The organism is Clostridium beijerinckii (genome assembly GCF_008705175.1).
Classification (GTDB): Bacteria; Bacillota; Clostridia; order Clostridiales; family Clostridiaceae; genus Clostridium; species Clostridium beijerinckii.
This window is the reverse complement of record NZ_CP043998.1, coordinates 3,722,913-3,736,491: the sequence shown is the minus strand read 5'-3', so window position 1 is coordinate 3,736,491 and position 13,579 is coordinate 3,722,913. Positions and strand designations below refer to the sequence as shown.

Below are 13,579 nucleotides of genomic sequence, written 5' to 3'. Positions count from 1 at the left end.
TGTTTGATTATCACACTTTATGTATAATAGAGTGTGATTTAAATTTCGCCTTATATATTTCATTGCAGTATTTCATCTATCATGTACATTTTTGCGAGATTAAGTATGATATAATGAAATTGAAATAGTAATAATATTATTATATAAACTTATTGGAATTATATCTCTAAATAAAGTGAAATATATAAATAAGTCTATATTGGAATATGATAAATTACTCTTAAGGACGTAAGAAGATTGGAGCTAGTAAATGAAAATAAACGTTTTTTTACCTAAATATATGGAAAAATTTAAATGCATAAACTCAAGTTGCATTGATACTTGTTGTGCAGGGTGGGATATAAATATAGATGAAGATACTTATAATAATTACACTAATAGCACTGGTGAACTTAAAGAATTATTGGAAGGAAAGTTTTTTTTTAATGAAGCTGAACACGATTTTTTTAATAATGGTTTCATGGCACTAAAAGACGGTAATAGATGTCCTTTCTTAAATTGTAATATGCTTTGTGATATACATGGTGGATTTGGGGAAAAGAATCTTTGTATAACTTGTAAAAGTTATCCTAGAGTATTTAATATTGTCGATAATATTTACGAAAAGAGTGGATTACCTTCTTGTATTGAAATATGTACAAAAGCGTTTTTGGATAAAGATAAGATGGAGTTTATAGAGAACGAAGAAGAAATAAATGAGAATGATATTGAGATAAGAAGAATTATAGATAGTGAAGCTTTTGAAGGAACTGAAAGTCTTTTTCAATATTTCTGGGACATAAGGGTGATATCTATAAATATTATTCAATTGAGAGAATATTCGATAGAGGAACGGTTAAATATTCTTAAGAATTTTTACTGGAAAATTCAGAGTTCATATAAATTAAATGATTTTGATGGAATAGAGAAGTTATTAGATGATTTTAACAATGAATACATAGATTATGAGTCGTTAAAAGGAATGAATTTCAAGGAAAATAATGATTTTTATATGGATATTGCTAAGGATGATTTACTTGAAAATATAAGAGGGATAAGGCTTAAGCAATGTGTTAATGAATACAAAGATGGGATTTTTAATAAAAATGATTTACGCACGTATCTAGAAGAAAATCCTAGATATTTTGATGAGATAGATGAGTATTCATACATTTTAGAGAATTACTTAGTAAATCAGATTTTTAAAGACTTAATTCCTTTTAATAAAGGAGAAGAGTTTTTAGAAAGTATTAAAGTTCTTATTAATACCTATAAAATAATAAAAGCTTATATAATAGGAATTGCTATGAATTCCAAAGAAAAGATAAATGAACAGCAGATTATAAGAGTTATTCAATCTCTAAGCAAGGACATAGAGCACAATAAGGTGTTTAAGGAATTGCTGGAAAGGTAGAATTAGAAGCTAATTTATAGGAATATAATAGAGATAGTATTATTAATTAAAAAATACTATCTCTATTTTAAGTGTGGTTGAGTAATAATGCTTTCCTTTAGAATTATTGACAGGGTAGTAAGGAAATATACATATATTTTAAAATTATTATATAAAAATTTTATACATTAAATACATATGTTGTAATGATAAACTCACATTCAAAATTATAGTAAGTTAAGTACTCAATTAAAATAATCAATGTAGGAATCCAACTGTAGCACATATAGATAGTTATTATAAATAAATTTAAAATACAAAATAGAGATAGTATTAGTGAATTCTAAAATACTATCTCTATTTTAAATTTAGGTCGGGTTATTATGTTTTCAATAATATTATTAACAAAGTACAGAAAAATATACGTTTTTTAAATAACTTTTATAGTTTTATTATTCAGGTTAAAGCTTAGATATATTGGAATATTTCTTTAGTAATTAATAGCAAATATTATAAAGCAGCATAATATAGTACTAAGTGATTGCTAATTTTAACAAAGTTCTGGTAAAAAATATTATCAGATTTCTAATAGCATAATTGATAAATTAAAAGCTATATAAATAGAGCTTCTATAAATCAAACAATTTTATGGAAATTACAAAGGAGAGAAAAAAATGGATTACAAAGATAATAAAGAAGAATACGATTATTATTTTGAAAATGAGCTTGACTTTGATTTTGATGACCTAGAGGATGAGTTTGATTTCTTTGGAAAAGAAGAATGCGAATTTGAAGAAAAAGACGATTATGAATATGATCAAAAAGAAGAATGTGAATATGATCAAAAAGAAGAATGTGAATTTGCTGAAAGAGAAGATTGGGATTTAGGCGGAAGAGAAGAGTGTGACTTTGATAAAGATGAAGATTATATCCCAAAGATGATGGAAAAAGTTTTCAAAGAAGGTTTTGAAAAAGGAAAGTACGAAGGGTATAAAAAAGGCTGTAGAGATGGTTATGAAAGAGCAAAACGTCAACTTATAGAGTATATGAAAAAGAATAAATGCTGCTTCAAATGTCGTAAATCTCATCATAAACATCACTGCTGTAAAAAACACTAATATAAGGCCAAGGGTTATTATATAAAATAATAGTTTATTTATTAAGAGGGGTTATACAAAATGCTCCTCTTTGTATGTTTAATAAGGCGAATTTTATTGAATTATTCGATACATAAGTTATTTTTAGTTAATTTAGGTTAAATGTATATGCTTACCTTAATTTAAATTAAATGTTATAATAAAGATTATTTATTATTACTTTACATTAGGTATCAGTTTTAAATGGTAAAGTGTTTTGAAAGGAATTAATTTAAGATGGAGAATAATTTTAATATATTATCTAATATAACGAAAAAAAGTAGGCCTGAGGATTTGTGTTTTTTGATATTTAAAGGCAGTTTATTAGTGAAGAGAAATGGGGAATTATTAAGTATTCCTGTTTTTGACGAAATTATGAGATTAGGTGCTAAATATGAAAAAGAGTTCCTTCTTGGAAAAATTGAAGATAAGTTTTGCTTTGCAATAGAAGTTTCTTCAGGAATTAAATTGGAAAATAATTTTGAGTTAATATCATTATATGAAATAGGACCGATATTAGAAGAAGAATTATTTTTAGCAGCAGGAAGAGCTAACCAAATATTAAATTGGGATAAAACACATAAATTTTGCGGGAAATGTGGATCTAGAACAGAAGAAAAAATTGATGAAATGGCTAAAGTTTGTCCGAGCTGCAATAACGTAATGTATCCTGTAATATGTCCTGCTATAATAGTTGCTGTAATAAAAGGAGATGAAATTCTTCTTGCCCATAATGGAGGATTTAAAAATGATATGTATAGTTTGATTGCAGGATTTGTAGAGGCTGGAGAAGATTTAGAGAGTACAGTCAAAAGAGAAGTTTTTGAAGAAGTTGGAATAAAGGTTAAGAATATTAAATATTATAAAAGTTCTTCTTGGTCATTTCCTAACTCATTAATGGTTGGATTTTTTGCAGAATATGAATCAGGAGAAATAAATGTTGATGGAAAAGAGATAGTTGATGCGCAATGGTTCTCACAAGAAAGCTTCCCTAATATACCTAAAAAGTTTACTTTGGCAAGAAAATTAATAGATGAATTTATAGAAAAAATTAAGTAATGAATTAGAACATATCTATAAAAACTAGACTTATGTGATAACTTACCGAAATCATAAATATTTTGATTCCGAAAAGCTATGAAAATATCGCTGAAGGTTCTAAGCAGCAGGTTGTTCCACTAATGCTTGTCACAATGAAAATGGGAGCAAGCATTAGTGATGCAACCTGCAATTTAGTACTTTCAGCGAAATTTTCATAGTCCTGCGAAATAATAATGTTTCTACTTTCGGTGGATTATTTATATATTAATCGGAGATTACATAATTTAAAAGCTTTTATTAAGAATAGTAGAAGTATTTTTTGACACAATAGTTATATAGAGCAAATACTCAATTTATTTAAGTCTAAAATTTTAAAATATAATACACTATAGAAAGAAGATGATTTAAATGATACATGAGCTAAAAATAACGCCTAATAACTATAAAGTGATAAGAGATGGAAGTAAAACTTTTGAATTAGTAGAATACAATAGGGAGTTTAGTGTTAGAGACATTCTTGTATTTGAAGAATATGAAGACTCAATCGGATATACGGGAAGAAAAATTATTAAAGAAATTTCATATGTTTCTAGTAAAGGCGAAGATGGATTAAGTGATGATCTTTGTATACTTGGATTAAAAAATACATTATGTGTAGAATTAAAAAATATAGATTCTGATGAAATAACTTTAATGAATCAGTTGAGAAAAGTTGAAAAGGAAAATAATGAGTTTGAGACTGCAGTGGTTAAAAATCATGTCAATAGAGCAGTAGAAGAATTCTGGGATAAAGTACAATCTTCATTGGGGGCATTAGAGAAGATTGGAATAAAAGCTGATATTGTAATTCAGGATTATCCAAAGCACCTAGAAAAAATTAGAAGTGAATTACCACACAAAGTATAAAAGAGATAGCTAATTATATAAATATAATTCTATAGAATGCTTAACAAAATGCTTTTTTCAATTAATACCAATATACTATTTGCAATAGCTTTTTAAAGTAATCTTATATTTTTGTACAAGCTGGCATGAATGTGAATAATTAGATGTATTGGAAATAAAGATTTTCGATAATTGGTATATATATGTTGAAATTCACAATGCACATTTCACAATTGCGTTAAAATTCTTGTAATATTTTTTAGAATTATGATGAAGGATTATTTTTGCAATATATTAATTTAAAATGGAGGATTCGGAAGATGGGCTTCTGAGTCCTTTTTGTTGTCTGTATTTCTTTTTATATAATATTTGAGCTAATAGATCGTGGAATATATGAGATATCAATTAGAATTTATTTTCAACTGATAATAATAAGTACTTGATATATTTTTAGATATATTAACATATATAAAACAATAACATACTATAGAAGTATAAAATATATTACCAATTGATAATTAATGAGCAAACTATTATTAAAATAATTGATGAAGCAGGATGTAGAATAAACTTTTTTAGAAGTAACATAAAGAAAAAATAATAATATATTAGTCATCTATAGTTGAATTCATCAACCAATTTATTATGGTTACTTAAATTTTATTAATTAAAAGTAGGTGTAATTTTGGAGAAAAACAATTTTAAAGAAATAAAAAGAGTGCTTTGGATTATTATGTTTGCAAATATAATAATAGCTTTTATAAAAATAGTAATTGGTACTTTGGCAAATAGTTCGAGTATAGTGGCGGATGGATTTCATTCAATAACAGATGGATCATCTAATATTATTGGACTTATTGGGGTAGGAATAGCAGCCAAGCCTATTGACGAAGAGCATCCTTATGGACATAAGAAATATGAAACACTTACAGGATTATTTATTGTTGGAATGTTAGTTTTTATAGGTGGAAAGATTATAATCGATGGGATTAATAAATTTATGCATCCAGTTAGACCAGAAATTACAACGATCAGTCTAATTGTAATGCTTGTTACACTATGCATTAATATATTTATTACAAAGTATGAATATAAGAGGGGACTAGAGTTAAAGAGTACAATTCTAATTTCTGATTCAATGCATACAAAAAGTGATGTATTTGTAACCATCGGTGTAATTATAGCTGTTAGCGCAATAAAATTGGGAGTATCGCCACTTATAGATAGTTTTGCTTCTGTTGTAGTTGCTATCTTTATATTTCATTCTGCCTATGAAATATTCAGAGCTGCTAGCGATATTTTAGTTGATAGTATTGCAGTAGAAGCTGGGACAATAAAAGAAATTACAATGTCCCAGAAAAGTGTAAAAGGTGTTCATAAAATAAGAAGTCGTGGAACTATTGAAGATATGCATATAGATATGCATGTTTTAGCAGATTCAAGAATGAGTCTTGAAGAGTCACATAAATTAACTCATGAAATTCAAGATGCGTTAAGAAAGGAATTTAATAATAATGCCGATGTAATTGTTCATTTAGAGCCATATAGAGAAAATATGAATAATAGAGCAACTTAATATATAACATATATTGCTGATTATAAGTCATAATATAACAAAAGAGAAAACAATATAAGTTTTATATTTTATAATATAGTAGTAACTCCTTTGATTTTAAGACAATCAGAGGAGTTATTGCTGTATTAAAGAGGGAAAATTTAAATGTTAAATGGTTTTATTGGAGAACATATATTGCAAGAATTTTAGACGTAATTATGCATTTTGAATTGCAACATATATGTTAAAGCGATATGTGAAATATAATGTTGTTATTTGGTAATCAATAATAAATTGAAAAATAGTTAAAAAAATATCAATATATATTAACCAATATGTGATTGCTTTCATAAAATGTAAGTATAATCAGATAATAAATATTTTGATTTAATTTTATATTTTAAATTTTTTTGAAAAATGTGGGAGAAATATAGAAATGTTAGCGATATCAATACATTAACAATAAAAAATAGATTTTTGAATAATAATGGATTAAAAAATAATTCTGAATTGTCAGAAAATTAGATTGACAAAAAATAGACAAGCTATTAAAATAAAGGTAAGAGGAATTGATAAAAAAATAACAAAGGCTATTATATTTTTCAGGAGATGATATTTATGGTAAAAATAATTAATTCTAAAGAAGCAGCAGATTTGGTAAAAGACAATAATGTTTTAGCAACATCAGGTTTCGCATTACTAGGAGTTCCAGAATCATTAATCAAAAGATTGGAAGAAAGATTTTTAGAAGAAAATAGCCCTAAAAATCTAACATTAATGTTTGCAGCAGCATCAGGTGATAGAGGAAGTAAAGGATTAAATCACTTAGCACATGAAGGGCTAACAGGTAGAGTTATAGGAGGACATTTTGGCTTAGCACCTAAGATAGGCGCATTAATTAGAGATAATAAAACATATGCATATAATTTACCGCAAGGAGTTATGTGTCATATGTTTAGAGATAAAGCAAGTAATAGGACTGGCACTATAACTAAAGTTGGATTAAACACTTTTGTAGATCCTAGAGTAGAGGGAGGAAAAGCAAATTCAATAACTAAGGATGATATAGTACAAGTAATAGATATATTAGGTGAAGAAAATTTAATATATAAATGTCCAAAGATAGATATTGCTTTTATTAGAGGAACATATGCAGATGAAAAAGGAAATATTACAATGGATCATGAAGCTACTTATTCTGAGGCTGCATGTATAGCTCAAGCAGTTAAAAATTGCGGAGGAACTGTAGTAGTTCAGGTTGAGAAGATTGTTAAATTTGGAACATTGGATCCAAGAGCTGTGAAGATACCTAGAATATATGTTGACTATATAGTTGAAGCAGAAGATAAAGAAGATCAAGCTCAAATATTAGGATACAATTATGACCCTTCATTAACTGGAGAGGCAAATATGGTGGTCGATGGATTAGCACCTTTAAAATTAGATGAAAGAAAAATTATCGGAAGAAGAGCTGCAATGGAATTAGTAAAAGGACAAGTTGTGAATATCGGGATTGGAATGCCAGAAGCAATTTCAAATGTTGCTAATGAAGAAGGAATATGTGATTACTTTACGTTAACTGTAGAACCAGGAGCTATAGGGGGAATTCCTCAAGGCGGTAATAAATTTGGAGCATCAATAAACCCAGAATGTATGTATGATCAACCAACACAATTTGATTTCTACGATGGAGGCGGATTGGATATAGCATTCTTAGGTCTTGCAGAAGTAGACAAGCAGGGAAATATAAATGTAAGTAAATTTGGACCAAAGGTGCCAGGCTGTGGTGGATTTATTAACATTACTCAAAGCTCGAAGAAAGTAGTCTTCTGTGGAACTTTTACAGCTAAAGGATTAGACATAAAAATAGAAGATGGGAAATTAAAAATTATAAATGATGGATCAAATAAAAAATTTGTAGACTCTGTTCAGCAGATTACTTTTAGTGGAAATCGTGCAACGAAGTTAAAGCAACCTGTTATGTATATAACAGAAAGAGCTGTATTTGAGTTAAAAGAAGATGGATTACATTTAACTGAAATTGCACCTGGAGTAAATCTTGAAAAAGATATATTAGCTGCAATGGATTTTGCACCAATAGTAGATAAAGATCTTAAATTAATGGATGCTAGAATATTTGAAGATAAAGTGATGGGATTAAATTAAGTGAGTGTTATGGTGAAGGAGAGTGTAAGTATGTTAGAAAACTTAAAAATCAAACTTATAAAAATTGCTAAAGACGCAGAAAAATATAACTTATGCATAGAAAAAATAGGAAGTTTTAGTATTAAAGACGAAAGTTCTGGTTATGTAATTATAACACCATCAAAAATTAAAATAGAGGATTTATGTAAAGAACATGTTTGTGTTGTAGATTTAAATGGAAATAAAGTTGAAACAATGGATGGAATTGAGCCAAATAGTGATATGCAAATGCATCTTGATATATATAAGGCTCGAAAAGATATAAAAGCTTTTATGCATATTCACCCAGTTTATGCGACTACTTTTGCGGTAGCTAATAAAGTAATTCCTCCAGTAACTTATGATGCGGCAAACTACGGAGGTTATATATATTTAGCTAATTATGAAAAAGCAAAAACTAATGATCCAGCAAAAGACTTAGTAGAAAGATTGAGCACAAGTGATGCTTGTTTATTAGAAAGTAACGGAGTAATTGTTGTTAGTAAAGATATAGAAGATGTATTATCTAAAGGAAGATATGTTGAAAAAGTAGCCGAAGTTTATTATAGAGCGTTAACTTTAAATCAATTTAAAGAACCTAAAAGATTTACAAGAGAAGAATTGATGGCTTATCTTATAGCTCAATAAAATTTTACAATAATCTTATTATAAAGTGCCGAGCTTATGCCTCTTATCGTTTTAAAGTAATGATAAGAGATATAAGTTCGGCATTTTTTAATAAATTTCTTCATTTATTACTAATATTATTCTTATATTTGTTTAAAATAATGATGGATATTATAGGTTTAAATTTATTTAGAAACATAGATTAAAAATAATGCAGTAATTTTTTGTTGGGTTTTCGTCGTTAACCTATGATTTTCTTCCTTATATTAGGACTTTGCATAATATTATGTTAAAAAGTATTGGTTTTTTAAGAGAAAAATTAAAAAATATATAAATTATTAATGTGTTAATGTCTTGCCTAATATTATAAAAATATGATAATATATTAATTGATTTGTTGTACTTTTAAAATTTCTAGATAAATATTTAATATGTTATATAGAGGTATATAGTTATTAAGAGATTTTTGACGAATGGATTAAGTAAATAGGAGGACCTATATGAATATTTTTAAGAAAAAATCGTTAGATAAAATGCTAGAAGGCGCGCAAAAGTCAGCTTTAAAGAAAAATCTTAAAGCAAAAGACATAGCTGCCTTTGGTATTGGAGCAGTAGTAGGGGTAGGTATTTTTGTTGCCACAGGGACAGGAGCACATTTAGCTGGACCAGCTGTAATTATTTCATTTATTTTAGCAGGTATAGTAGCTGGCCTTTGTGCATTGTGTTATTGTGAACTTTCAACTATGTTTCCAGTTGCGGGAAGTACATATTCTTATTCATACATAGTATTTGGTGAAATAGTAGCTATGATAATTGGATGGTGCCTTACTGCAGAATATTTAGTTGCATGTAGTGCGGTTGCATCAGGTTGGTCAGGAACCTTTATTGGAATATTAAAATCAGTGGGTGTAACACTTCCACAAGCTTTGATAACGTCACCAAGTAAAGGTGGAATAGTGGATTTACCAGCTGTATTAATAATTGCAATAATAACTTACATATTATATTACGGTATGAAGGAAAGCGCTAGAGTTAACAATTTAATTGTAGGAATAAAGATAACTATAATTATTGTATTTATAGTTCTTGGAGTATCACATATAAATCCATCTAACTATCAACCTTTTGTACCATTTGGATTTAAGGGGATTTTTGCAGCAACAGCTACTATATTCTTCTCGTTTATAGGATTTGATGCAATATCTACAGCAGCAGAAGAAGCTGAAAATCCTAAAAAAGACATTCCACTTGGACTTATAATTTGTTTAATAGCAGTTACTTTGCTTTATGTTTCAGTTGCAGTTGTGCTTACTGGAATGGTACCTTATAATGAAATAATTTCAGAAAATGCAGTACCAGGAGCTTTAGCTAGAGTTGGTATAAACTGGGGAGCAGCATTAGTCGGAACTGGAGCTATACTTGGAATGGTTTCTACTATGATGGTTGTACTTTATGGCCAAGTTAGAGTATTTATGGTTATGTCAAGAGATGGACTTTTACCAAAATTATTTTCAAAAGTACATCCAACACATAAAACTCCTCATATTTCAACTATAATAACTGGAAGTATAGCAGCAGTAATAGCAGGATTCTTACCATTAGATATTATAGTAGAATTTTTAAGTACAGGAACATTATTAAGTTTCATTTCTGTATCTGTTGCAGTCATAGTACTTAGAAAAACTATGCCAGATTTCAAAAGAATCTTTAAAACTCCAGGAGTACCATTTACTCCATTAATATCAATAATATGCTGTATAATTTTATTATGCGGATTAAAATTAATAACTTGGATTGGATTTTTAGTATGGCTTGCTATAGGTTTAATAGTGTATTTTGTTTACGGAAGAAAGCATAGTGCACTTCAAAATGAAAGCAATCAAGAAAATTCAGACAAGGCTGTATAATTTATAATACATAAAAAAGTAGTAATCATAGATTGCTACTTTTTTTATGAATTTTAGTACAAGATATTGAAAGTTTTTTCTAATTATAATTTATGATGCTACTTTTGTTAATATTTTTATAGGTTATAATTCATCATAATGGTTAATATATTACTGCCAAGCAAAATTTATATTAATTTAAGGGAGGTAGATATATATGTCTTCAAACAATAGTGGAAGAAACAGAACATTAATACCAGAAGCAAAACAAGGGTTAAACAGATTAAAAACTGAGGTTGCTTCAGAAATTGGATTACAAGACTATGAAAATCAAGATAAAGGAAACCTTTCTTCAAGACAAAACGGAAGCGTTGGTGGATACATGGTTAAACACATGATCGAAAGTTACGAACAAGGTTTAAAGTAATTAAGAACTAAGAACGTAGAAAAAGTTTTCTTTAAAAAACTGTAAATCTCAATTTGCGGTTAAGTAAGGCTGGTAGAGCATTTAATATTAAATTATTTGTTCTACCAGCTTTTTCATTCTTTTGTGAGATTTTTTTACGTGTACTTAAAAAGAATGAGGTTAAAAAATCGTCAGCTTCACAGTTGTCTATCATTTTTTGGGATAAAAATAATAACAAAATTATTGACATTTAATAGCAAAGAAGCTAATATAAACATGTGAAGAAACGATTACAAGATATTGTTATTGTTACTTACTAGATCAGCGAAACCTTAATTAATGAGAAGAGATATTACCTAGTCTCTTTTGATTAATTGGGGTTTTTATATTCTAATATATAATTCATAGTGATTGAGGATAGGAAAGTCTTATAATCTATATTCTAAATATAGGAGGAAAACAATGAAAAATATGATTAGGAAATATTTAAAAACTATAATATTATGTACTATCGGAGCTAATATGTCTACTTCTTCTACTGTTGATGTTTCCGCTACAAGTAAGCAAATAAATGAAGAATCTTATAGAACTGTTACAGAAACATTTGATTGGGGTCCAGCAATTACAAAAATAATCATTTATTTAGGTGCAACAGTATCAAAGGATTCAATAACCAACGAAACTTTTAAGATACGTGTAATAAGAACTGAAAATAGGATAGAGAGTCCGATTTTAGGGGAGGCAGAAGGAGAGTGTAAAATCATAAAAGCTTATGTTTCTGATAATGATGGAAATGTCCAATTTAAAGGGAAATATGTAACACTTGAATTGGAAGTTGGACCTGATGTATCTTTAACTTCGCCAATTAACTATGATTTAACTACGAATCTTAATGGATGGGTTAATTGTGATTTTACAATTAAACAAAATAATGATATCGTTACGGATTCAGGCAAAATTTCTGGCTTAGTTATAAATAAATTTGCGGGTGGAACTAAAAAGCTTGTTGATGATTTCAAAATCGGAAGTGCAACTTATGATAACATTACTATAAAATATGTAAGCTATACACCAGAAAATGATTATAGTAAAAAACCATTAATTATTTGGTTACATGGTATTGGTGAAGGAGGGACAGATGGACTTTTACCTATATCAGGGAATAAAGCTGTAAATTTTGCATCAAAAGACATACAAGTATATTTTAACGGTGCATATATTTTAGTTCCTCAGGCACCAACTTTTTGGATGGATGGATTTAATGGTTTTGGAGATGGAAGCTCAAAGTATGAAAAAGCTCTTATGTCATTAATCAAAGATTACGTATCAAAGAATAGTAATATTGACACAAATAGAATTTATATAGGCGGAGATTCTAATGGTGGCTATATGACAATGCTTATGATACGTGATTATGCTGATTATTTTGCAGCAGCCTTCCCAACTTGTGAGGCGCTAAAGGATACATTGATTACTGATAAAGATATTGAAGCGTTTAAGAAAGTGCCAATTTGGTTTACAGCAGCTAAAACAGATACAACAGTACCTCCAGCTGATTATGTAGTCCCAACTTATGATCGTTTAGTGCAAGCCGGTGATACAAATGTTCATTTTTCATTTTTTGATAATGTAATTGATACTACAGGTTTATACAAGAAGGCAGATAACACACCATATGAATATAATGGGCACTGGTCATGGATATACGTATATAATAACCAATGTTCATCAATAATAAATGGAAAAGTAACAACGCTTATGGAATGGCTCTCTGACCAGCAATTAAATAAAGAAACTAAATCTCAAACAGGAATGAGACCTATTACGGTATCTCAGACTATTACTATATCGCAAAACTAACATTTAGTAAGCGCATGCACAGGAGAAATGAAAAAAAGGTATGCTTTGAAAGCAGTTTATATTTTAGAAAAGAGATTCTTATATACAATAGCTATTAAAGCCCTACTTTTAACTTCAAAGTGTATTTCATAGTCTTCATTAGATATTTTTAAATAAAGTATGTATAAAATATTATTTATTATGCACATTATGAATATAAGTCAAAAGGAGAGAAAAATATGAATAATCAAATTGATTACAATTCTATTTGTGATAATGAATTGAAGGAAAAAACTATAAAGGAATTTCATAGAGCAATAGTTAAAGATCTTATTAATAAATATGGAGCTCAAACTATGAAAGATGTTATGAGAAAAGTAAATTTACAGCGTTAGAGAGTGTCTTATTATAGATATCCCGACTAAGACCTGAACATCCATATAGCTCGCCGAAATAGGGATTATGCTGTTGTTTCAGTTTCTAATGAAACATTTCATATTATGACCCTTGTGGTTACAAAAGCATAATTCTTATTTCTGGTTGGAATATATTTCATAATATAAATACTAGGATTATAATTGGTTTATCTATAGTTAAAGAGAAGTGTTTCATATATTTGGAACACTTCTTTTTATTATTTAGTTCTAT

Annotated in this window: 11 protein-coding genes; all 11 read left to right on the top strand. The window is 28.2% G+C overall.

All coding sequences use genetic code 11. The features are described from left to right. Positions 1 to 250 precede the first annotated feature (250 nt). The 11 genes from fliB (at position 251) to F3K33_RS26455 (ending at position 13,326) form a co-directional block, all read left to right on the top strand. Positions 251 to 1,393: a flagellin lysine-N-methylase gene (fliB, locus tag F3K33_RS16705; RefSeq protein ID WP_039769457.1), complete on the top strand. Its 1,143-nt coding sequence runs from the start codon at positions 251 to 253 to the stop codon at positions 1,391 to 1,393. Between the two features lie 653 nt (positions 1,394 to 2,046). After that, positions 2,047 to 2,490 carry a hypothetical protein gene (locus F3K33_RS16700; protein WP_039769456.1) on the top strand — a complete coding sequence of 148 codons (444 nt, stop codon included), beginning with the start codon at positions 2,047 to 2,049 and terminating at the stop codon, positions 2,488 to 2,490. 255 nt (positions 2,491 to 2,745) lie between these two features. Next, entirely contained in the window at positions 2,746 to 3,567 is an 822-nt protein-coding gene (nudC, locus tag F3K33_RS16695) for an NAD(+) diphosphatase (RefSeq protein ID WP_039769453.1), read from the top strand. A gap of 390 nt (positions 3,568 to 3,957) precedes the next feature. Then, positions 3,958 to 4,455: a DUF3850 domain-containing protein gene (locus tag F3K33_RS16690; RefSeq protein ID WP_039769450.1), complete on the top strand. Its 498-nt coding sequence runs from the start codon at positions 3,958 to 3,960 to the stop codon at positions 4,453 to 4,455. A 664-nt stretch (positions 4,456 to 5,119) separates the two neighbouring features. Next, on the top strand, positions 5,120 to 6,010 hold the full coding sequence (locus tag F3K33_RS16685) for a cation diffusion facilitator family transporter (protein WP_039769447.1): 891 nt from the start codon (positions 5,120 to 5,122) through the stop codon (positions 6,008 to 6,010). A 597-nt stretch (positions 6,011 to 6,607) separates the two neighbouring features. Next, positions 6,608 to 8,155 carry an acyl CoA:acetate/3-ketoacid CoA transferase gene (locus F3K33_RS16680; protein WP_012059458.1) on the top strand — a complete coding sequence of 516 codons (1,548 nt, stop codon included), beginning with the start codon at positions 6,608 to 6,610 and terminating at the stop codon, positions 8,153 to 8,155. A 30-nt stretch (positions 8,156 to 8,185) separates the two neighbouring features. After that, the gene (locus F3K33_RS16675) at positions 8,186 to 8,821 is read left to right on the top strand and encodes a class II aldolase/adducin family protein (RefSeq protein ID WP_023976985.1); all 636 of its coding nucleotides are present in this window, start codon (positions 8,186 to 8,188) and stop codon (positions 8,819 to 8,821) included. Positions 8,822 to 9,300: 479 nt separating this feature from the next. Next, complete coding sequence (locus F3K33_RS16670; protein ID WP_039769446.1) at positions 9,301 to 10,707, top strand: amino acid permease; 1,407 nt, start codon at positions 9,301 to 9,303, stop codon at positions 10,705 to 10,707. A gap of 196 nt (positions 10,708 to 10,903) precedes the next feature. Next, on the top strand, positions 10,904 to 11,113 hold the full coding sequence (locus F3K33_RS16665) for an alpha/beta-type small acid-soluble spore protein (protein ID WP_012059455.1): 210 nt from the start codon (positions 10,904 to 10,906) through the stop codon (positions 11,111 to 11,113). Between the two features lie 441 nt (positions 11,114 to 11,554). Beyond that, positions 11,555 to 12,952, top strand: coding sequence for a prolyl oligopeptidase family serine peptidase (locus tag F3K33_RS16660; protein WP_039769443.1), 1,398 nt, complete (start codon positions 11,555 to 11,557; stop codon positions 12,950 to 12,952). 218 nt (positions 12,953 to 13,170) lie between these two features. Then, positions 13,171 to 13,326 carry a hypothetical protein gene (locus F3K33_RS26455; RefSeq protein ID WP_167514420.1) on the top strand — a complete coding sequence of 52 codons (156 nt, stop codon included), beginning with the start codon at positions 13,171 to 13,173 and terminating at the stop codon, positions 13,324 to 13,326. Positions 13,327 to 13,579: the final 253 nt, after the last annotated feature.